Here is a 24,350-nt window from a genome sequence, read left to right as displayed (position 1 = left end):
TGTCCAAGAATGATATTGATATTCGGGTATTTATCAAAGAGACCGCTAAGCATTAAACGGATAGCATGGGTTGCCGTTTCATGGGCAAAACCCCATGCAGAACCAACAAGAGAGGAATATCCTTCATAAATCCGGCGTTGTGTTGGAAGTGATTCTCTTGGATGTAAGTATACGGGAACATTCAGTTCTGCCACTTTATCCCAAAATTCCCAGACAGGCTCTTCATCCAGATATTGGGCTGTATTTTCATCACCAATATTTGTATAGCCATTGATTAATACTCCTTTAAACCCTAATTCCTTTACTGCACGTTCCATCTCAGCAGCAGCATCCCTGGGAGACTGCAAGGCCACTGTGGCAAAGGCAGACAGGCGGTCCTGATTTTTTGAGGTAAATTTATCATAGATCTCATCATTGGTCTTCTTTGCAAAATCTACGGCTTTAGGAATATCCAGAATTGACTGAGCTCCGGGAGAAGTTAAGGACAGGATAGAAATATCAATTCCGTTCTCGTCCATTTCTGCTAGTCTCTGTGAAATATCCAAAAGTTTCTGATCAACATTTTCCATGTATTTCTTTCCGTTTCTAGCGGCTTCACCTGATGCGTCCCATAAACTATTATTGAGGCTGGTACTCAAATGTTCTTCTAATACGATCTTTTTTTTCATGACTGAATTTTGTTATTCATTAATGCTTTTATAATGGATATTTTACTAAATTGTTAAGGCTTAGGGAGCCAATGATCAGTTGCTGCAACAAACCGCCTTCAGCTATTTTCCCAAGATAGATACCGGAAAAGCCAAAGCTTTCTATAATTTCACTGACTTTCTTATTGGCCTCTTCATCATCTCCGGAATAGAACAGCACACGTTCTCCTTCATTTACTTTAGGATCCGCCCTCATCAGGGCAGCGGGTATTGTATTGAATGCTTTTACTATTTTTGCACCTTTTAAATAACCCTGCACAATTTCTGTGGAATTTTTCCCACCTGTGTCTATCAATTTGATATCAGGCATGGTTACTGCATTTGTAGCATCAATTACGGTTTTATTCTTCCAGTCGATATCTGCGGTGGCCTGTTCTACACTGGAGAAAGGAATACTTAAAAATACAATGTCAGCATTGGCTGCATCAGAAACTGATCCTGCGGAAGCACCCTTGCCTAATTGTAGTGCCAGGTCTTTTACTTTATTGATATCCTGAGCACTCAGTATTACTTCGTATCCTGCTTTCAAGGCATGTCCAGCAAATGACTGACCTATATGTCCGGCCCCTATTATTCCTAATTTCATATTACTATTTTTAGTTGGTTATATATATTATTTGTGTTTTTTTATATCATCCGCTATCTTTTCTGCAAGCATTATGACCGTTGGGTTGGGGGCTGCTGAAACGGCATCAGGAAATATAGAAGCATCCACTACTCTCAATCCTTGTGTTTTGTATACTTTTCCGGAAAAATCTACGACTGCACTTTTATCGTTTTCTTCTCCCATTGGAACTGTTGAAAAAGGATGATGGTAGGTATCCAGCGTGGCTTTTACGCTTTTAAGAATATCTTCGTCACTTACAGCATCTGCACCCGGGTTCAGCTCCTGTACAAAAATATTTTTCAAAGGCTGGGTATTTCCTATTTTACGGGCAAGCTTGATTCCTTCTAATAATCGTTTACGATCCTCTTCTTCGCCTAAAAAATTCAGATCGATAACAGGGGCATCTTTAGGGTTTTTACTTGAGAGCTTAAGACTTCCTGTTGACTTAGGATTGGTTAATGCTACTGCTAAAACAAATCCTAATTTTGTTGGGCTCTGTTCGTGCGGAAAGAGGTGCGTTGCCGTGATATGGATGTCCAGCTCTCCTTGTTTTGCATAGGATGATTTTGTCCAGAGTTTAACTCCAATCACAGGAACCTGTCTTCCTGTTTTTTGCGGGTCTAAAGCATATGCGTTGTAATAAAAAGGATGGTCATAAAGCTTTTTCCCTACCGGAAGTTCTGCAATAACCGGAATTTTATTTTTCTCTAGTTCTTCTTTCGGTCCGATACCTGAACGAAGCAGTATGGAAGCACTCCCATATGTTCCTGCGGAAAGTATGATCTCTTTAGCTTTGAAAACACGTCCGTCATCAGTAATGACAGCTTTTGCCTTTTGTCCTTCAAAGAGCACCCTGTCTGTAAGAGCATCTCCAACGACCGTAAGGTTTGGCCGGCTGCGCACCTCTTCATTCAGATAAGCCATTCCCGTATTGTATCTTACACCATTAAAAATATTCATTGGATATGGACCTACACCATGTTGTTTATCCGCATTGAAATCTGTGATTTCATCATAACCGTATGCTTTCGATGCTTCTAAGAATGCCAGCTGAGCGGGGCTTACCTCTGTTTTTGACATCTGATGGATAAGAAAAGGCCCATGGTCACCGTGCCATTTTTGATCTTTGATCTCTGATGTTTCCATTTTTTTGTAGTATGGCAGAACGTCATCCCAATTCCAGTGCTGTAAATGATATTTCTTTGTCCATCTTTCAAAATCTGCCGGTAAAGCCCGTACTGCAACTGATCCATTTATTGATGAGCTTCCGCCCAGCACTTTTCCTCTGGGCACATTCAGTGATTTACCAATGTAACCTGGAGTAGACTGGTATCCCCATTCATATCTTTTGTCTCCGTTGGCTCCCAAAACATCACTGCTTGCCAGTATATTCGGATAGCCTTTTTTATCAAATATGGGACCTGCTTCCAGTACGAGTACTTTTTTTGTAACATCTTCTGAAAGCCTGTTACCCAAAACCGCACCTGCAGATCCTGCACCTACGATGATATAGTCATATTCAGTTTCTGTAGGTATAATAATGTGTTTTGTTTCCATTTTTTTTATGTTCTGTGCGTTTGCATTGTGTGTAAAAAAAATTATAATCCCTGTTCCAAGGAGGTATAACTTTGATCTTATATTCATCAGATATGATTTAATTATTTTGTAATACAAATTAACGACGTAAAAGAATCGTGATAAAGGTTAAAAACAGAAATAAAAGTGGCAGAATGCGAACTGAAAATCAGACAATACATAATAGAAAAGCCTGTCATCCAATGAATGACAGGCTTTTCTACTGTTTTTTTCTATGTTTTGTTTGACCGGGCTAGCTAATGTCCATTTTAAACTTAGAGGGTGAGATCCCGGTATATTTTTTAAAGAATTTGGTGAAAGTGGAGGGTTCATCAAATCCCAGATCATAACCGATTTCCTTGACCGTCATGAGCTCATGAACGAGGAGTCGTTTGCTTTCTAAAATAATCTGCTCATTGATCAATTCTTTAGGTGATTTGCCCAATACGGTCATGGTAGCTTTCTGCAGTGTTCTTTCACTTACAAACAATTCCCCGGCATAATATTTTACCATAGTCTGATTACGGAAAAATTTAGTGACCAGTTTCTTAAATTCGGTTACGAGTTTATTGTCATGGGTCTGAAGACTGTTTTGAGTTTTCCCTTGATTTTCCTGCATAAACTTACGTTCTGAAAGCAGCAGCAGGCTGGACAGATCGTTATGAAGGATAGTGCGTTGAAAGGTATCGGATGTTTTCTGCAGCTCCGCGGTAATTTTCAGAATCAGAGTAAGTATAGCGTTCAATTCATCTTCTTTAAAATTGATGCTCGTAATGGGATACAGGTTGTTAAAAATATTGGCATTATCCAGAAAATAATTATCCTGGGAAGACTGGTAAAAAAAATCTCTTGAGAAGGCAACCAGCCAGCCATCATAATCTTCTTCTTTCCGAAAAGCATGCACCTGGCCCGGAACAGTAAACAATACATCTCCCTTTTCTATGGCTATTTCATTGAAATCCACCATATGGGAAGACTTACCTCCGGTTATCACATGTACAATATAGAAATCTGTACGGTGGGGAACCAGTACCGAATCCTTTCCTTTATCTATTCTTTCGGAAATAGATATTATATGGATGTTTTGTTTAGGATTTTTTATCGGTTTAAAAGGATAAGTAATAATATGCCCCATACCATTCTACAATTTATTTTAAATTCATTGGCTGCTGTCCTTTATTATTGGTTTTACGATTTTTTCAAGCGATTTTACTTGCTTGTTTTATGTTTCCATTTCCGGAATATAGAATTCGTAAATATTTTTATTAAAACGACAGCAGCATAATAGAGGTTTTACCCATTTATTTACAATAATAAATTTAAAAAAATATTGGCAATTTTCAACCATTTGTAAGAGCAATAAGGCAAGAATATGATGAACTATTAGCAAATTAACAGCAACCGATATTCACCTTCGTTTTTCACAGGAGCTATATGAACAAATGGCGACTCCTTTTTGCTCCGGATGATCTACAGCAATTCTCCAAAGGTGGCCTACTCCTAAATTTACTGATTCTGCATTGGGTCTAGGCTGATAGTGAAGATCATAGAAATATTCTTTGAGGAAATATTCAAATTCTTCTTCCGGACCATCATACAGTTTTTTTAACTGTTCCCGGATCTCAGGAATCAAAATTTTCTGTTCCACATGATCATTGGGGATGTTCAGATTTACACAAAAAACTTTATTGACCTAATCAAACCAGTAGTTTTATATAGAATTTTTTAAAATAAGATAAAAAACAGAGAAGATTATCGTAAAAAAACATCAAAAAACTCCTGCTTTTTGCAGGAGTTGAGAATAGAGTAGCAATAGTACTATTTATTCTTTATCAGTTTTAAAGTTCCACTTTTACCGATGCTGGATTTCCACTGAACAACATAGGTACCTCCTAAAGAATTTTTGAGATCAATAGGTAATTTGTTTAGCCCGGCTTCTATATCTGTAGTATAGGCTCTAACTACTTTACCATTGATATCAACAACATTGATTGAAATTGTTTCTTTATCCGCAGCCGTATAGTAAAGCTCAGAGAATCCCATGCTTGGATTAGGTACCAATACTGTATTATCACTTTGAAGATTCCCATTTTTAGAAACCGTAGGGCGGACACATGTATAGCATAAAAACTTGGTAACCCTGATGGTATACTGGTTTGGTGCATCGCAATAAATATCTACCCCATATCCATACCCTGAATAGGTTGGTTGATATGCAATCAGATTAGGATCTGAAATGGTTGTATGACTTCCCACTACGGTTGATAGCGGATAGTATCCACTAACTAATTGTGCGCCTCCCAAATCATTAAGCTTTGCTTTAACATACGTAACCTGTGATGAAGTAGTAAATGAAGGAAAGGCATAATCTTTGGAAGTTATATTATTAGGAGGAAACAAATTAGATTGCGGAGCAGAAACCCCGGTATTTATTTCAAGTGTAAGAGCAGCATTGGCATAAGCAATATGTCCCTGACCATAATCATCGTGTCTGGTAAAGGTAGCTTTGTAAGTCTCTACGGGACCAATAATTATTTGTGCCATGAATTGATTTTGGCAGACCAGCAAAAAAGATAGCAATAGGATAAATTTTTTCATTTTATTTAGATTTTAAGTTATTTTTTTATGGCAGATCTATTCTGATTTTTTTAATAATGTAAAATTGAAAGTTCTGAGCCGGATCGTAAAAGGATAATTAATAAGTGTGAAAGATTTCATGATATCTGCTTATATTTATTTAACAACTGTAGATTTAATATTCACATCCTTTTTCAATCCACAGCTATTTTTAGAATTAAATGTCTCAAAATCGAGACATTTGTTATATATTTGAGGTATTGAAAAAATAATGAATACTCAACAAAGAATTATTGATACAGCGATATCTGTTTTCAATGAGGATTTTTCGGCAACATTTGAAGAGATTGCAGAGCGCTGTAATCTTAACCGCAGGACATTGCACCGATACTTTAAAAACCGAAACGAATTATTAGAAGCCTGCAATACAAATATGATGAAGGCCTGGGAAGAAGCGGCCATAAATGCTTTCAACAGTTCTACCAATCCCTTGGTACAACTGGAAAACTTATTATACGCCGGTATTGACAGCGGAACGAAATATGCCTTTTTAATTAAGCTGAACGAAGTGGAGCCTGCTTATACAACTGAAATAAGTAAGGAGTATTTAAAGACAAGAAACGACATATTCAGTGCAATAATAACACTGCAAAAAGAACAATTAATAGATAACGAACTGCCATTGCCCTGGATAAAGATTCTGTTTACCAGTATTATCACAGCAACTATCACAGCATACAGATCAGGAGATATTGCACCTAATGAGATAAAAAAATTAGCCTGGAATTCATTCAGCAGAAGTATAGGCTTAGTAGTAAATAAACAAAAATGATACATTCTTTTTTAATGATAGGCCAATCTAATATGGCCGGGCGCGGTTATGCAAAAGAAGTCCCGCTTATTTTTGATGAACATATTAAAATGTTGAGAAACGGTTTATGGCAGGTCATGGCAGAACCTATTAATTTTGACCGTCCCAGTTCGGGTGTGGGGCTCGCTTCATCGTTTGCCGCTTTCTGGAGGCAAGATCATCAACAGGATGAAATCGGATTGATTCCATGTGCTGATGGAGGAACCAGCCTTGATGACTGGGCCGTAGGCAATGCTCTGTTTGAGAATGCAGTTTCACAAGCCAGACTTGCCCAGCGAACAAGTGAGATTAAAGGAATCTTATGGCATCAGGGCGAAAGTGACTGTTCTTCTGAAAAGGCAGACCAATATCAGGAAAAGTTCTCTATAATTATTGATGCTTTACGCCAGCAACTCAATATCCCTAAAGTCCCTCTCATCATTGGAGGATTGGGAGACTATTTACCCAACGGAATATTTGGTCAGTATTTTAAGCATTATTCTTTGGTCAACAGAGAACTTGAAGATTTTGCCCAATCTCATGAAAACTGTTATTTTGTTACCGCAAAAGGCCTTACAGCTAATCCTGATGGCATTCATTTTAATGCACATTCCCAAAGATTATTAGGAATCAGGTATTATTATGCTTACCGTGATCTAAAACATCTTCTGAACCCCAACGTTAATGAAAATGATATTTTGAATGAAATCTATAATCGTCCTTATACCAAAACGGAAAAGATCAAGCTGTTGGAACACGAATTTGCACTCGGGAATATTGAAGGTAAGGATTATTTAATGCAAATAACAGCCATAGGGAAAGAGTAAAAGAATATCTGCTTATTATTTCAGCAAGTAATTTATCAGCAAATCAACAACAACCGATATTCACCATCGTTTTCTATGGGAGCTCTATGAACACATGGCAACGCCTGCTGCTCAGGATGATCTACAGCAATTCTCCATAGATGGCCTACTCCTAAATTTACTGGTTCTGCATTGGGTTTAGGCTGATAATGAAGATCAAAGAAATATTCTTTCAGGAAGTCTTCAAATTCCTCTTCTGGGCCATCGTGTAATTTTTTGAGCTGTTCCCTAATTTCAGGAATTAAAACTTTCTGTTCTACCTGATCATTGGGTATGATATCACTTGCTGTTCCGTGATAGGTACATAGAAATGTATCTGTTCCGATAGGCGAACGGTCCACATGATACGAGTATACATCTGTAGAAATAAACCCGAGTTCTTCGTCCCGCTCATAATGTTTAAGTAAATTAAGAACCGGAGATGCTCCAAAATCTGTCAATAACTGCAAATCATTTAAAATAATTTCTCTCGCTATACTTCCCTCTTCTGACAGGTTCAATGCTAAAAGATCCTCTGAGGAGATTACTGTAATATTCTCTTCTAACTGAAGCATAGAGATAATTTCTTTAAAATCACCACCCAGATTTCTATGCCAGCAAATGGCATTCATAGTTCCTTGAAAATGGGTATTTACAAGTTCAGAAAAAGAAGAAACCAACCCAATTTGAGGATTGTCGGAAAATATATTGCTCATATTTTTGAATAAACAGTTTATCATCTTAATTCTCTGCAAAAATACGGAATAGGTTATTCAATTACATCAGTTGATCAACATAAAAAAACAGCGCCCTCTTTTGGAGAACACTGTTTTATATATAAGGTTATTAATTTTCAGTTTTGTTTTTTACTTCTTCAATATTTTTTCTGTTACTGTAGAAGATTTTGTTTTAAGTTTAATATAATACACTCCTGTCTGAAGAGAAGATAATACTATTTGCTCCTGCATCAAATTCAAAGTTCCCTGTTTTATCAGTTGTCCTGCAGCTCCAAAGATTTCATAGGAAACCAAAGGTTCTTTACTTCTTATTGTAAGTACATCCTGAACAGGATTCGGATATAATTGTATTCCTGCCTGAACAGCTGTTTCTTCTACTGACATCTGACTGCATGCTGATTTAGCATATTTTGTAAAAAATGACTGAGATTTTCCTCCTGCTACATTAACAGCCATTGTATTGACATTATCATTAGAATCTGTAAACAATTGGTCATGGAAAAAACCTCCCACAATATAATTACCATCTTTATCTGCAGCAACTGCCGTAAATTCATCTATCACATTAAAATTACTGCGGATTTCTCCTGCTCCCAGAACAGCTCCCGTATCTTTGTTGAGCCTAACCAACAATGGATCTGATCGGTCTCCATCAGGTCTTGTCATGGTATAGCTGCCCCAGATATCAGACCAGCTTCCTTTGGCAAAAGCGATTTCATTTCCATTAATAGCAAGGGTTCCTTTCGTAAAACGGTATCCAAACTGAAGACCGGACATTCCTTCAGGAGTTCTTGCCCACTGTACCGAGCCAAGAGCATTAAGCTTCATGACAAACGGAACGGCTTCCACATAAGGTCTTAAAGGAAAAGTATAACTCCCAAAAGTTGCAGGCACTGTTATCCCATTGAAATAACGTCCTGAAATATAAATATCCGAAGTAGCCGGATCTTTTATAATGGAATGAATTTCATCATCCGTACTTGTCGAGCCATTATTAAGTTCTTTTCTCCAGACCTCCTCTCCGGTAGTACCATCAATAGCCAAAACATAAGCAGCTTTGGTGAATGGTACATTATTATAGGAAAGGTCTAGCAAGGTACTAAACCCGGCATCCATTCTCTTCCCTGCAAGATAATAACGGTTCAAGCTTTCATCGTATACCAGATTTACTTTTCCTTCTCTTCCTACTGCGTATACTGCATCTCCTGTGATAGGAAGAAATACAGGTGCTGCAGGTGTCATATTACCATTATCATAATTGAACTTAACTGCATAATACTGATAGGCTGAGGTAAAGGTTGAAGGTACTGTAATCAAACCATTTAAATGAGTTCCTGCCCGGAATCCCATAACAGCATGAATGTTTTTGGAAGAATCCATGTACATCATCTGAACGTCACACATACGGGAAGAATAATTAACATCTCCCTGCAAAGGTTTGCTCCATGCCAATGTACCGTCAGAAGTATTATATTTCAACAGAAAGGCTGCTTTATGGGCTGGATCTATCGTTTGATCATAATGGGTATACAGAGGTAATGTATGGGTATCATCAAAATGCACCGGAACAGCAGTAGGATCTCCTATATAAGAATTATTATAAATGGTAGCTATCATATATAATCCTCCGTTATTATCCAGTTTAATATGCCATGCATTTTCTCCGTCTCCGGAACCTCCTATTGGTCTGGACCATCTTATATTCCCCTCACAATCGGCAGAGAACAGAAAAAGGTCGCTAAGCCCATAATTGTTTACAGAGGTACCATTCAGGTTTTGTCCCTGCTCACGCATGGTTGCAAGATAATAGGTATTGTTGTTGTTATCTACTACAATATCCCTTATGGATTCATCAAATACATAATGAAACCCAGGATCGGCCGAGCCTGTTATTCCTCCGGCCTGCTTACCCCATTGCCATTGGTAAGTCTGGCTAAAAGATAATGCCGGCAGTATCAGAAGCAGTCCCCACAGTTTGTTTTTTAATTGTATCATAAAAATTCATTTAATTATCACATACTATAAAAAAACAGTGTTCTCCGAAGAGAACACTGCTTTATAAGCTACTAATTTTTAATTAGTTTTCCTTGTAATGATGTGTCTCCTGTTTGTACAATGACAATGTAAACACCTTGCAGCCAGCTGCTAACTTCTACGTCTACCTCTCCGGAAGCCGCTTTCAGCTCTTTACGGAATTTGACATTGCCCATGGCATCAAAAACTGTAATCTGTTTTGCAAGTAATTTTTCACTGCCCGTATTATACGAGATTTTCACTTTTTCCTTCGCAGGATTTGGTATCATTTTCAGAGAAGAAACTGATGCAGCAATCACATTTCTTCCTGCACTTCTCATACCCATCCAGTCCGGATCTACTGCTTTGGTCGTAAACTTACAAGTTTCATTTGAGAATAAGATCTCATCTGTACCCTGGAAGCTTGAGTTTGGATAGAATGCCAATGGATTAGCATTCATATCATACACTCCTCCTGCCGGAATAGTGATGATAGACGGAACATAACTTCCATATCCATAAAGACTCGAAACAGTAAGGCTTATCGGCTGGCTTCCCATATTGTGAAGGACACCATTAACTGCATAATGATCTCCAACCCATTTCATTCCTTTAATGCTAGCTTCTAACTTACAATCAGTTTCAAATCCACATTCTTTACCAGGATAGTAGTTCATTGTTCCTGAAGTGAATACGCATCCTAATTGAGTGATCTGTAACTGGTATGTTCCCGGAGCACCGATATATAATGGATTAATGAAAGCATTATTTCCACTTTGAATACTGTTTCCGAACAACTGCCAGTCATGATGATCAAAGATTCCTTTTGGTCCTAAAATATAATTCTTTCTAAGACATTCATCATAACATCCTGTAGGGAATACCCACATCAGACTCTCAAGGCTTAATGGCACTTCTGTGTTACCTGCTACTTTACAGCCGCTTGGTGCTGTATAAATAACCTGATAAGCACCCCCTTCATTTACAGTAATAGACTGACCTGTCATTCCATTACTCCAGTTGTAATCTCCTGCAGATGGTCCTGATGCTGTTAACTTAATTTTATAAGGCTGGCAGCTTACCAAACTGTAGGTTACCGTAACCGGTGATGGTGGAGGGCTTACCGTAACGGTAAAGTTTTTAGAACTTGTACATCCTGATGCACCCGGAGTTCTTACTTCCAGTGTAAAAACATATGTCCCTGCAGATAATGATCCTGTATCGAAAACAATAGGATATGGACCAGGGCTCCATGGTGGTGATGCCAATCCTCCGTTTTTCTTCCATTGGTATTCTAATGTTGTATCCGTTACAAGGCCGTTAAGGATTGTAGAAGATCCTTCACAGATATTAGCTTTTCCAGATATATTAACATATGGAGGATTTTTAAGTGTAACAGGTATTGCTTTCGTACTCATGATGCTTGTTCTACATCCATCTGAAGATACCAGCACCGGCCAGTAGCTTCCTGATTGAGTTGGAGTGAAGACCGGAGCATCTGGTGCTCCAGCCACAGGCTGAGAACCATTCATCCAGATGTAATGACTTGGAGTTCCAAGAGTACTTGTAAACAAGATATTAGGAGCACTTCCTATACAGGCAACAAGAGCCGGAGGCGCCATATTACCATCAAGAGTAGCTTCTTTCACATTAATACCAATTGGAGCTGAAGTATATTCACATCCATTAGGAGTTTTAATTTTCAGCTGTATTGTTTTTGTTCCTGCCGTATTGTACGTTATAGTAGCATTCGGTCCTCCGGTTACATAAGATGTACCATCAAAGATCCAGGTATAAATATTTCCAGGAACATATGATATAGGAGAGAACGTAATCGCCTCACGTACACAGATCCATGCCGGAACCAGGAAGTTGGTACTAGGAACCGGAGCCAATATAACAGTCTGCGTAGTAGTACACGTTGGTTTTCCAGGTGCAGACATTGTCATTGTAAAGGTATAAGTACCTGGCGCCAGATTGTTATAAGTAGCCGTCTGCCCTGTTTGATTTGGCTGACCCGGGCTGGAGAATGTATAAGTAATAGATGCCGGGTTGATTTCAAAGATAGTTGATGTATTGAAAAGCGTTACATTGTAACCACCTCCATTACATACTGTACTTACATTGAATTTAGGCTCGTAATTCTTTCTTACTTCTACCCCTTTGCTATACCAGCATGTACCGTATCTTAAACGTACGAAAACAATATGTGCACCAGCAAGAGTCGTCTGATATATTGGTGTAGCTGTTCCCTGTCCGGAAGACAAAGTAAGCACACTATCAGATAACCATTGAATCTGATCAGGAGTTCCAAGGTAAGATAAACCGGTAACAGAAATCGTATTACAACCTGTCCACTGTGGAACAAAATTGATCTGAGGATCTGTTGTACAGCCTCCACTGCTCGGACATAACTGAGTTACATTAACATTCTGAGAATACACCACACAGTTATTAATATCTACTGCCTGTACTTTATAAGTTCCAAAAGCACCTGCACCTGATATTGTATATGAGTTCGTAGTAGCACCTGGTATGATTCCATTGTTTTTATACCATTGCCATGAAATAATATTTGTAAGTCCTGTAGAACTGTTAGCCGTAAGAGTATACGGTGTCATTGTTGTCGGATCACAAACAGTGATATTATATACCGGAGAAATTGTAATAATAGTCTCTGGGTAAATTGTAAAGTTGGCACTTGCTGTTGGCTTATAATTACATCCGTTAGTTCCTGCATACGTTACAGTAACGATCTGAGAAATATTGCTTCCTGAATTATTTGAGATATACCCACTATTTGGGAAGCTATAATTTCCAGACGGATTGAATGCTGTAGTATAAGTAGTTCCGTTAGCAAATGTGAAAGTCACATTGGTAGCCGAAGTAATCGTTCCCTGATTCACAGTGAAAGAAAGGTTTGAACCTAAACAAACTCCGCCAACACTTGTAAAGTTGACTACCGGAAGCGTTATTAAAGATACCGGTATGCTGATAATTTTCGTTACCCCACATTTTACAATTCTTAAATTCAGAGTTGTACTGCTTGTAGAAGAGATCTCGTTGAAGTTTACAGTAATATTAGCTGTACCCTGTCCTCCAATTACACTTCCGAAGTTGGAACTTCCAAATGTCCATTCCATAAATTCCGGAACAATCCCGTTCAGATTAGCACTGAAAGTCTGAGTACTACTCGGACAGAAAGGCCCTGGATTAGGATTAATCGTAATTGTATTAAGATCTAACGGCGTTACACTGAACGAAGTTGGAGCCGAAAGACATCCTGCGCTGCTGATTGATTTATTCTGTGCAGACACCGTATATGATGAAGCACCAGCGTTAAATATAACCGTCACAGATGATCCAGCATTACTTCCTTGAATCGTTCCGTTGGTAACACTCCAAACCGGTACCATTCCAGCATCAACAGGGTTGATGGTATACACATAAGGTCTTCCAGAACATACTTTCGTTTCTCCGGAGATAGTTCCTGTAGGTGCCTGCGGAATTGCTAATACCTTAATAATTCTCGCATTACTTTCACAACCTCCACCTTGTTTAGTAGCAGTAATAGTATAAGTACCTGCTGCTGTAAAATTATAGGTAAATGGCCCTGTAGTCACTCCTGATGTAAAAACAGATCCTCCTGTAGTTACTTTCCATATAACAGGTACATTAGGAGTAGCTGTAAACACTTGGCTTGTTCCTGCACAGATTTCATCTGTACCACCACTTACCGCTACCGGTGCTTCCACTACAATATCAATAGAAGCCTGACCTTCACATGGCAGCAAAGTATTGTGATAGTTTGCTACAAGATGATAAGTACCAGGCTGAGTTGCAGAGAAAATAGCTTCGTTTCTCTGTTGAGTATAGTTCAACTGACCTCCAGCAGGACCCGTTACATTCCATTGAACACTGGTTGTAGGCCATTGAGGAATTGAATAAGTATATTGCTTACCCGCACATACTACCGCCTGTCCTTTCACTTTTGCATGGGCTAAAACTACAGGAATTTTGATGGTAGTCCACTCAGGACAAGCACATTCAGACATATACATTACATAACCGAAACCATCAAGCGGATCTACCTGATCCCACTTCACTTCAATTTCACTTCCGTAATTATTGACAATAGATCCTCCAATGACTTTCCATTGTCCTTTACCACACCCGTCCTGTGCGCTGTATTTTTCAACACTGCCTTCACATACAACAGATGCACAGTTGATCTGTACAGGATCAGATTTCAGTACCTTTATCTCCTTTTTATAGATACTCTGGCAGCCGCACTTATTGGTTACAGTGAGCTTAACAGTAAAGGTACCAGGATTAGTGTACACATGAGAAGGTTCAAAAGCCGTGGAAGTAGAGGTAACTCCATCTCCAAACTCCCAGAAATAATTGACAATATCCGATCCTCCGTTTTGTTCAGAAAGGTTATCAAAATAGACCGTTGTATTTTTACATACGGTATAATCCAGGTTTAACAATTCAAATTTAGCAATCGGTCTGTTGATTTTTTCAATACAGATGGTCTGAGTTTCAACAGTACCGTCATTGTATGTAATAACAGCCTGTAAAGAGCCATTACCTGCAGATCCCCAGGTAACATACGCTGCGGTATTCCCCGGTCCTGAAGGGTTTAAAGTTCCTCCTGAAATAGTCCATTGCACATTAGAAACGTTCGGTCCCTGAACAAGATACTTGACAGGATCTATTGATTTCTCACAGACACGTAGACATTGGGAAGAATTGATGTAGGAAACAGCGACTCCGTTATCAGGAATCTGGTCTTCTTTTTCGCCACGGAATTCCTGGCATCCGACCTGTTCAGTCCATGTAATTCGAGCTTGTGCTTGTAGTACCCAGGGCACCAAAAGCCAACATAGTAGCAGCCATCTAAAGATGTGCTCCCTACCAAAATAGGTGTTGTTTTTCATAGTTATTAAAAAAGTGTTATTAATTTTTTGTCAAATTAATAAAAATAATAATACAAAAATCATTTAATAGTGAAAAAATAACATTATTTCACTATTGAATTCCAACGATATAGACGAATTCATGATTATATGTTATTTCACCTACATATTAGTTATCTGAAAAAATTTTACCCTCTCCCAATATTTGAGGTTTCATAAGGTTTTTAACCAAATAAAATCCTGAATATTCATCACATTTAAAACCAAATCAATAACCAAAAAACATAATCTATTTATTTTTTACTAAACAAATCAACTTTACATTAAAATTAATCACTTTAAAAATCATTAAAAAGGAATATTATTTTTAAATGAAATTACTCATAGATGGCATCATTTTTAATCTTCAAATTTTACTTCAATTATCCTTACTTTATACCATTAACATCAACAGGTATCGCGAAGGAGCATTGCCGACAAGATCAAAATACTTTATCTTTGTTTTTCAAGGCTTATCATAAACATTTTATTTGAAGATCTTCCCTATGAAAAACAACAGCTTTTTATTTTCTGCTAAAGGAATTTGCACCGCAGCTTTTCTTTCCTTAAACACAATTGTTTACGCCCAAAAAACCGCGGACATTTCAACAATTTCAGAAAAAACATTAAACACCATTCTGGAAAAAAACAGAGCTTATTATACCCAAGGCAAAGTGGCAGATTATATTCCTGAACTGGGAAAAATGGATGCTAAAGCAATTGCCTTTTCAGTAGTAGATAAAAACGGAAAAGTATTCAACACAGGTGATGTAAGTAAAAAATTCACCATGCAGAGTATCTCCAAAATCATATCATTAATGGTAGCTGTAAACGAAAAAAGTGAAGCCCATATTTTTGACAAGATGGGATATTTCGGTTCAGACAAACCTTTCAACCATTTTTCAAACCTTGAAACTACAGGCAAACCGCTCAATCCTATGATGAACGCAGGAGCTATCCTTACCACTTCTTTAATTTCAGGAGATGGTGAGAAGCCCTTCCTTAAGATTCTGGATATGGTAAGATATATTACCAAAAATCAGACAATTGAGTATAACAAATCTGTTTACGAATCTGAAAAAGCAACCGGACATCGTAACCGCGGTATGTTTTACATCATGAAAAACAGTGGACTGATTTCAGGAAATGAAGACCAGCTGGATAATTATTTCAAACAGTGTTCTATTGAACTTACCGCTGAAGATCTTGCAAAAATAGGTTACTTCTTTGCCAACCAATGTGTAAGATTTGACGGAGATACTACCTATAAGAATGCAGATATGGCAAAACTGGTAGAATCACAGATGCTGACTGCCGGAATGTATGAATTCAGTGGTGAGTATTCCAGAACTGTGGGTCTTCCAAGTAAATCCGGTGTTGGAGGTGGAATTACGGTAAGTGTTCCCGGAAAAATAGGAATTGGTGTATTCAGCCCATCACTGGATCAGCATGGGAATTCACTGGCAGGATATCATATGATTCTGGACCTGGCAAAACAATACGGATTAAGTATATTTTAAATTTTGACAGTCTGCTAATTTACAGACTGTTCATAGAACAATAAAAAACATATTACCCGATACAGCTTGTAAAAGCTTATTTATCAGAAAAATCTTAACGATCAACCTATTTAAAAACAGTAAGTATACCAGATACTTACTGTTTTTTTATGAATTTCGGAAAGATATTTTAATTATTTATTAAAATACCTATCTGTTTATTTATCAAAAAGATAGATAAAGTTCATAAATAATTCAAATTAAATCACAATATATTGATTAATTTTACATAAATTCGTATATCCGTTTTATCAGATTGATAAAGGCTATTCTTACATTTTCAGACCCTATTCATAGTATATTATCTTTTTGTAATATACCCAAAAACAAATCTCTCTTTTTTGAAATATTTTATTTTTTATTCCTATATTTGCTTAACATAATTGCAACTATAAATATTTATAATTACAGTTATTAAGATTGTACCGGCCTCATTTTTAATAATAAGAAAACAATAACTCTACTTTAATAGCATTTGAATAATTGATATTTTTTCATTAAAAAATCATTATCAAATTGCTTTTATGGTTAAAGATATAATATAATTTTATTATTTTTATTTCCTCATAACAGCAAACCGCAGTTTATGCCAATGGTATTAACGTTTTGCAATGAGAGATCATCAACTATTTCAAAACCGTAAATGCTATGAAAAACTTGACCAAAATCAGGCTAATGCCCCTTGAAAAGCCGGACATCAACCTTATATCAGACAATCTATTAATAAACAATAGATTCCTGAATAATTTCCATAAAACGACACAAATCGTTAACGATTTAACAAAAACCAATTTTATTATATCATAATAGAAAGCAACGCCTTATACCGAAAGGCTTCGCATTTTATTAAGAATCTCTTGCTATCATTCAATAATTATCACGCCATGAAAAACTTAACCATTATTGGACTGACGCCTTTTGAAAAGCTGGACGTTAACCTTATACCTAAACTACACCAGGCGGGTGCATTTCCCGTTCTAAGTTTAGGAAATGAGTTATCGACTGCCCAGGATGCGTTACATCAACTTGACCAGATAGACGTACCATCGTATGGTATTTATTTTTCTAACGACAATTTCACCGCTCTTCAAATTCCTGAAAAAGTAAGGTTTGCTATCCTTCCGTTCGGAATGTCGAAGCCTCTCAATCTGCCAGCTGTTTATCAGGTAAGCAGTTTGGAAGAAGCCAGACAAGCTGAACAATTGGGAGCAGAAGGAATCATTATCAAAGGAAATGAAGCAGGTGGATGGGTAGGCTATGAATCCACGTTTGTATTATTTCAGCGTGTGATCAAAGAAATTCAGAAGATTCCGGTGTGGGTACAGGGAGGAATAGGTCTCCATACTGCAGCGGCATCAAAAGCATTGGGAGCAACAGGAGTTGTACTGGACAGCCAGCTGGCTCTGTTCCCAGAAAGTTCAGTTCCTAAGGATCTGAAAGAAGTATGCTCAAAACTGAATGGTACAGAAACTAAGGTGATTGCTAACCATCGTGTATTGGTAAGACCCAATTCACCTGCATTACCTGAAAATGCAACCGCTGAAGATCTGAAAAAATACTTTACCGGTCTTGACCTTAGCACATGTTATATCCCTATGGGACAAGATATTTCGCTGGCAACAGACCTGTATGAGGATTTCAAAACCCTGAAAAAGCTGGTTTTCGGATTCAAAGAGGCTATGCATGGACATCTGAAACAGGCAAAAGCACTGAAGGTAATCAACAAAGATAATCCAATGGCTCAGGAGCTGGGTCTGCGATATCCTATTGCTCAAGGTCCAATGACCCGTGTAAGTGATGTCCCTTTATTTGCCAATGCAGTAGCAGATGCCGGAGCTTTACCTTTTGTTGCATTATCCTTATTGAAAGGAGAATCTGCAAAGTCTCTGGTAATGGATACTAAAAAACTGGCTGGTGAGAAAACGTGGGGTGTAGGTATCCTTGGATTTGCACCGCAAGAATTAAGAGAAGAACAGACCTCTTATATATTAGAAGCTAAACCTCCTGTCGTTTTAATTGCAGGCGGAAGACCCGCTCAGGCTAAAGTATTTGAAAAAGCTGGAATAAAATCATTCTTACACGTTCCTTCCCCTGCCCTTCTGGATATTTTCCTGAAAGAAGGTGCCAGAAATTTCATTTTTGAAGGACGTGAGTGTGGAGGCCACGTAGGTCCCCTTTCAAGTATGGTTCTTTGGGAAAAACAAATTGAACGTATCTTAAAAGAAGAACATCCTGAAAATATCAGTGTCTTTTTTGCAGGAGGAATTCATAACGCATTTTCAACTGCATTTGTTTCTATCATGGCTGCGCCATTAGCTGCAAGAGGGGTAAAAATTGGGGTATTGATGGGAACCGCTTATCTGTACACCCATGAAGCTGTACAAACAGGAGCTATTCAGGAAGAATTCCAGGCACAGGCGATGCAGGCAAAAGATACAGTCTTGCTGGAAACCGCTCCAGGACACGAAACCCGTTGTTTAAATACAGCATTTGCCCACCATTTCAATACAGAAAAAACAAAGCTTCTTGCTGCCGGAATGGACAAAAAACAGGTGTGGGAACAGCTTGAAAAATTAAACGTAGGCCGTTTAAGAATTGCGGCTAAAGGCATAGAGCGCCAAGGTGATAAACTTGTCAACATTCCTAAAGATGACCAACTAGACTTAGGAATGTACATGATAGGACAGATAGCAACAATGCATAGTCGAGTAATCTCACTGGCAGCTCTTCATCAAAGTATCGTTGACAATAATGAGCATGTTCAGAAGGCTGCATTGCCGGAAGAGCCTGTTTCTACAGAAAAGCCATTGGATATTGCTATCGTAGGAATGGAATGTATTTTCCCGGGTGCTAAAAACCTTGATGAATACTGGAGAAATATTATTCTGGGAAAAGACAGTGTGACCGAAGTACCGGATGAAAGATGGAATAAAGACCTTTATTATAAACCTGATTCCAACGAATCGGATGTTTCTCATTCTAAATGGGGAGGATTTATTCCTAAAATTGATTTCGATCCATTGGCATTTGGTATTCCGCCACAGTCTCTTGCTGCCATTGAACCTACACAGTTACTGACCTTATTGGTTGCTAAACGTGCGATGGAAGATGCAGGGTATGGTGAAAAACACATCAACAGAGAAAACATTTCTGTCATTATAGGTGCTGAAGGTGGTAATGACCTTGCCAACAGCTATAGTTTCAGAGGATATTATAAGCAGGTTTTCGGAGAACTTCATGAAGAAGTAAAAGAAGCCTTCCCACATACCACAGAAGACTCTTTCCCGGGTATTCTTGCCAATGTGATCGCAGGTAGGATTACGAACCGACTGGATCTTGGCGGCAGAAACTTTACCGTAGATGCAGCTTGTGCTTCTTCTTTGGCAGCTATTGATTTGGCTTGCCAGGAATTGGTATTAGGAAAGTCGGATATGGTTCTCGCAGGTGGAGCAGATTTACACAACGGAATCAATGATTATCTGATGTTCTCCAGTACGCACGCTCTTTCCAGAAAAGGAAGGTGTGCTACATTTGACGGTGATGCAGATGGTATCGCTCTTGGAGAAGGTATCGCTATCATTGTTTTAAAAAGATATGAAGACGCTGTACGTGATGGTGACCGCATTTATTCGGTGATCAAAGGAGTTGGCGGATCCAGTGATGGTAAAGCGCTGGGATTGACTGCTCCAAGACAAATAGGCCAGGTAAGAGCATTAGAACGTGCTTATTCCCAAGCTGGTATCAGTGCAGCTTCTGTAGGTTTAGTGGAAGCTCACGGTACAGGAACTGTAGTGGGTGACAAAACTGAATTAAGTGCATTAACGAATTTATTCAGCCGTTCAGGGGCATTGCCTGGGCAGACTCATTTAGGTTCTGTGAAAACACAGATCGGGCATACCAAGTGTGCGGCAGGATTAGCAGGATTAATCAAAGCTTCTCTTGCCGTATATCACGGTGTAAAGCCACCTACTCTTCACCTTCAGCAGCCTAATTCCTATTATAATGCCGAAACCAGCCCGTTTGCATTCCATGCAGAAAGTGGATTATGGGGTGAGAAAAATAGATATGCAGGGATCAGTGCTTTCGGATTCGGAGGAACAAACTTCCATACGGTAATTGCGAACCATCCTAAACAGGATAATTCAATTGCAATGCAGTCATGGCCTTCAGAACTGTTTGTTTTCCGTGGAGACACTTACGAAGAAGCGAAAGGCCAGTCAAGCCAGGTCAAAGCTTTATTAGAAATTAACGATGGTATTCCATTAAAAGATATCGCTTACAGTTTAAGCATCAGTTCAGAAAAGCCAATCCAGTTCAGTATTGTTGCAGACACCGCTGAAGACCTGATGATGAAGCTCGAACTCGTATTGCTAGGGATTGAGACAAAAGATACTTTCACTGTTAATAAAAAAGAAGGTAAAGTAGCGTTCACATTCCCGGGACAAGGCAGCCAGAGAATCAATATGGCTCGTGACTTATTTGTAGTTTTCCCGGCTATGCGTAAGATTATTGATGAGTATCCTGAACTTGAGAAAGTGGTTTTCCCATCAAAAACCTTCAATGAAGCCGATTTAAAACAACAGAAAGAAACCATTAAAGATACCCGTTTAGCACAACCTCTTTTAGGAATTGTAGACCTTGCATTGGCTAAATTCTTAGAATCATTAGGCATTATTCCGGACATGCTGGCAGGTCATAGCTATGGTGAAATACCAGCTTTATGTTTTGCAGGGGTATTTGGAGAGGATAAACTGGTTGACTTAAGTGTTCAGAGAGCTCAGTCTATTTTAGATTCAGTAGAAGGCGGAGATCCGGGTTCAATGCTGGCAGCAAGTGCTACAGCGGAACGTTTACAGCCGATCATTGCAAAAGTTGAAGGATGTTATCCTGTGAATTTCAACGCTCCTACCCAATGTGTTATTGCTGGAAGTACAGAAGCGATTAATAAATTACTGGAAGTCCTTAAACAAGAAGGTATTTCTGCTAAAAAGCTGGAAGTTGCATGTGCATTCCACAGCCCTTTACTGGCAAAATCCAAGGATTTATATGCTGAGGTATTAAAAGATGTTTCTTTCCAGGAAATGCAGATCCCGGTATGGTCTAATACCACAGCTGAAGTATATCCGGCGAACCCGGCAGAAATAAAACAAAGACTTACTGACCATCTGGTACAGCCTGTGAGATTTGTAGAACAACTTCAGGCGATGTACAATGACGGTGCAAGAATATTCATCGAAGTAGGACCAGGAAAAGTTCTTACCGGATTGACCAAATCCTGTATTGAAAAAGATCAGCTGACTCTATATGTTGAAGACAACAGCCGTAATAAATTCAGCCATCTGCTTTGTATGCTGGCACAATATTTAGGAACCGGCAGAAGCTTCAATATCGACAAACTTTTTGACGGCAGAAGCGTTAAGGTTATTGATCTTAACCAACCTGAGCTTTACAAGAAAAGCCCTGCCATCTGGCGTGTAAACGGGCAAACGGCCCACCCAACTACAGGTAACCTACCAGCTAATGGTGCATTACCTATTTTAAATCCAATTCCCATGAACAATTTTACCAATAATCACCAACCCCAAGTTACCGAAGCGCAATCTACCGCTGAACGTATGCTGCAGGAATATTTAAACAGCATGAAATTAATGATACAGGCACAGCGCGATGTGATGCTTTCCTTTATGGGACAGAATCCTCAGGCTTTCCCTTCTCCTGTATATAATACACCTGTACAGACTCCTGCTCATCAGCCGATCTCTACTATTCCGGTTCAGCCTGTTCAGCAGGAAAGACCAATAGCCGTTGCTGCTGTGAAGCAAGCTCCTTCAAGAGATATCAAATCCTTATTACTACAGGTGGTAAGTGATAAAACAGGATACCCTCAGGAAATGCTGGGTATGGAAATGGATCTGGAAGCTGATTTAAGTATTGATTCTATTAAAAGAGTAGAAATCATAGGAACACTTCGTAACGAACTGGGTACTCTGGGTAACGGAAATACCAGCGAAGATACTGTTATGGAACAGTTAGCAGGAATAAAAACCTTAAGCGGTCTTGTTTCATGGCTTACTGAATATACAGGAACAGAAACTTCTGCAGCCCCTGAAAAAAATGGATCAGCAGCTGAAACGTCCACTTCACAATCACCAACTCAACCTTCATTCTCTCTTGAAGATCTTCAAAATGCTATTCTGAATATTGTAAGTGACAAAACAGGATATCCGAAAGAAATGCTAGGTCTTGACTTAGATCTGGAAGCAGATTTGAGCATAGATTCTATTAAGCGTATGGAAATCATCGGTGATCTTAAAACTAAAATCGGTTTTGGTCAAAATCTTGAACAGGCTGATGATGTTATGGAAAAACTGGCTGCTATTAAAACCCTTCGCGGTTTGGCAAGCTGGATCAACGAAATGAATGGTGAAACGAGTGAAACCACTCATGAAGTTAAAGAAAACAATACTGTAGAGCCTGCTCAAAATGTTTTATCACGTCTTCGTTTTGATATTACTCCCACAGATGCTTCTTTAGTACAGAATACAGAAGTATTGCAAGGGAAACGTTTCGCCATTACTCAGGATGACAGCAAGCAAACTTCTGCCATCAAAGAAGCATTGGAAAAACATGGAGCCATCGTAGAATTGGTGGATACAGAAAAAGATCTTTCAAACGTTGACGGATTAATTATGCTGGACCTATTCTCAACAACTGATAAACCAAGCATTATCGATCATGTAGATCTGATCAAAAAACTGGATTTTGATAAAGTAAAATGGGTATACCTGATCTCAGATATTCCGGCACACCTTCAGGAAATTACTGATGTAAGTGTATTACGCCATCATCAGGGATATCCGGGACTTTTCAAAAGTCTGGCAAGAGAATTTGACAATACAACCTGCAGACTGATCAGTTTGAGCACTCCTCAGGAAGTAGATCAGATTGCTGAAATTACTTTAAAGGAAATCCTTACCAATGATAAGCCTGCTGAAATCATTTACAAAAATGACCAGAGACATAAAGTAGACATTATCCCTTCCCCATTGTCAACAAGTTTAAGTGAAGCTCATATCCAGCTAGATCAAAAATCTGTGGTATTGGTACTTGGCGGCGCACAGGGAATCACTGCAGAATTGTCAAAACATATGTCTCAGGCATATCCATGTACTTATATTCTGGTAGGAAGATCTGCAGACCCAAGAAATGAAACATCTACAAAAGAATTAGAAGGAATGAAAACCAAAGAGGAAATCAGAGGTTTCCTGATCAGATCCGGAAAATTCACTTCTCCTGCAGAAATAGAAAAAGAAACCACCAAGATCTTTAAAAACAATCAGATCCTTCGCACGATCCGTGATATGGAAGAACTTGGAAATACCATTATTTATCAATCATTAGATCTTTGTGACGAAGAAGGTTTGAGTAACCTTATCAGCAGTATTTATGAAAAATACGACCGTCTGGATGGAGTGATCCATGGGGCAGGTCTTTTAGAAGATAAATTATTCAAACAAAAGACGACAAGCTCTTTCGGACGTGTATTTGACACCAAAGTAAAACCACTTCGCGTATTGGCTGAACAACTTCGTACAGACTGCCAGTTTGTAGTACTGTTCTCAAGTATTGCTTCCGTATACGGTAACAAAGGCCAGACAGATTATGCTGCAGCCAACAGTGTACTGGATGATTATGCGAATGCTTTAAATAAAAGATTAAAAGGAAAAGTAATCTCTATCAACTGGGGTCCGTGGAAAGGAGCCGGAATGGTTTCTTCCACCCTGGAATCTGAATACGAACGCAGAGGAATTTCCATGATTCCATTGGATGAAGGGAAAGAGATCTTCCTTAACGAGATTAAATATGGAACTGAAAGCCAGGTGCTGATCATGTCAGGAAATAATTGGTAAATCTCTGTA

The 24,350-nt window shown here is 38.6% G+C and carries 12 protein-coding genes and 1 pseudogene; 4 read left to right on the top strand and 9 right to left on the bottom strand.

What is annotated here, in order from left to right; translation table 11 throughout:
• From GFU89_RS10920 to GFU89_RS10895, 6 genes and pseudogenes are all read right to left on the bottom strand, one after another.
• Positions 1-668, bottom strand: a 668-nt coding sequence (locus GFU89_RS10920) for an amidohydrolase family protein (protein WP_318847151.1), incomplete at its 3' end; no start/stop codon positions are given.
• Between the two features lie 28 nt (positions 669-696).
• Positions 697-1,293 (bottom strand): NADPH-dependent F420 reductase, encoded by a 597-nt coding sequence (locus tag GFU89_RS10915; protein ID WP_318847150.1) that lies wholly within the window; start codon positions 1,291-1,293, stop codon positions 697-699.
• 27 nt (positions 1,294-1,320) lie between these two features.
• Positions 1,321-2,871, bottom strand: coding sequence for a GMC family oxidoreductase (locus tag GFU89_RS10910; RefSeq protein WP_318847149.1), 1,551 nt, complete (start codon positions 2,869-2,871; stop codon positions 1,321-1,323).
• A 271-nt stretch (positions 2,872-3,142) separates the two neighbouring features.
• Positions 3,143-4,024, bottom strand: coding sequence for a helix-turn-helix transcriptional regulator (locus GFU89_RS10905; RefSeq protein WP_318847148.1), 882 nt, complete (start codon positions 4,022-4,024; stop codon positions 3,143-3,145).
• A gap of 248 nt (positions 4,025-4,272) precedes the next feature.
• A pseudogene (locus GFU89_RS10900) lies at positions 4,273-4,552 on the bottom strand (DUF1826 domain-containing protein); the annotation flags it as partial.
• A 155-nt stretch (positions 4,553-4,707) separates the two neighbouring features.
• On the bottom strand, positions 4,708-5,433 hold the full coding sequence (locus GFU89_RS10895) for a T9SS type A sorting domain-containing protein (RefSeq protein ID WP_318847147.1): 726 nt from the start codon (positions 5,431-5,433) through the stop codon (positions 4,708-4,710).
• A 304-nt stretch (positions 5,434-5,737) separates the two neighbouring features.
• Between GFU89_RS10895 and GFU89_RS10890 the strand changes: the two genes are divergently transcribed.
• Positions 5,738-6,298: a TetR/AcrR family transcriptional regulator gene (locus GFU89_RS10890; RefSeq protein ID WP_318847146.1), complete on the top strand. Its 561-nt coding sequence runs from the start codon at positions 5,738-5,740 to the stop codon at positions 6,296-6,298.
• Positions 6,295-7,143, top strand: coding sequence for a sialate O-acetylesterase (locus GFU89_RS10885; RefSeq protein ID WP_318847145.1), 849 nt, complete (start codon positions 6,295-6,297; stop codon positions 7,141-7,143). Before GFU89_RS10890 ends, GFU89_RS10885 begins: the two co-directional genes overlap by 4 nt.
• Before the next feature lie 35 nt (positions 7,144-7,178).
• Here GFU89_RS10885 and GFU89_RS10880 read toward each other — a convergent pair whose 3' ends face one another.
• The 3 genes from GFU89_RS10880 to GFU89_RS10870 form a co-directional block, all read right to left on the bottom strand.
• Entirely contained in the window at positions 7,179-7,877 is a 699-nt protein-coding gene (locus GFU89_RS10880) for a DUF1826 domain-containing protein (RefSeq protein WP_318847144.1), read from the bottom strand.
• 150 nt (positions 7,878-8,027) lie between these two features.
• Positions 8,028-9,893 carry a T9SS type A sorting domain-containing protein gene (locus tag GFU89_RS10875; protein ID WP_318847143.1) on the bottom strand — a complete coding sequence of 622 codons (1,866 nt, stop codon included), beginning with the start codon at positions 9,891-9,893 and terminating at the stop codon, positions 8,028-8,030.
• A gap of 71 nt (positions 9,894-9,964) precedes the next feature.
• Positions 9,965-14,854: a PKD domain-containing protein gene (locus GFU89_RS10870; protein ID WP_318847142.1), complete on the bottom strand. Its 4,890-nt coding sequence runs from the start codon at positions 14,852-14,854 to the stop codon at positions 9,965-9,967.
• Between the two features lie 524 nt (positions 14,855-15,378).
• Here GFU89_RS10870 and glsA point away from each other — a divergent pair.
• On the top strand, positions 15,379-16,392 hold the full coding sequence (gene glsA, locus GFU89_RS10865; RefSeq protein WP_318847141.1) for a glutaminase A: 1,014 nt from the start codon (positions 15,379-15,381) through the stop codon (positions 16,390-16,392).
• A gap of 923 nt (positions 16,393-17,315) precedes the next feature.
• The gene (locus tag GFU89_RS10860; protein WP_318847140.1) at positions 17,316-24,341 is read left to right on the top strand and encodes an SDR family NAD(P)-dependent oxidoreductase; all 7,026 of its coding nucleotides are present in this window, start codon (positions 17,316-17,318) and stop codon (positions 24,339-24,341) included.
• The last annotated feature ends 9 nt before the right edge of the window (positions 24,342-24,350 follow it).

It is taken from the genome of Chryseobacterium sp. JV558 (genome assembly GCF_033712365.1).
In the GTDB taxonomy this organism is placed as follows: Bacteria; Bacteroidota; Bacteroidia; order Flavobacteriales; family Weeksellaceae; genus Chryseobacterium.
The sequence above is the reverse complement of the archived record's forward strand: the minus strand, read 5'-3'. Positions and strand labels throughout refer to the sequence as shown.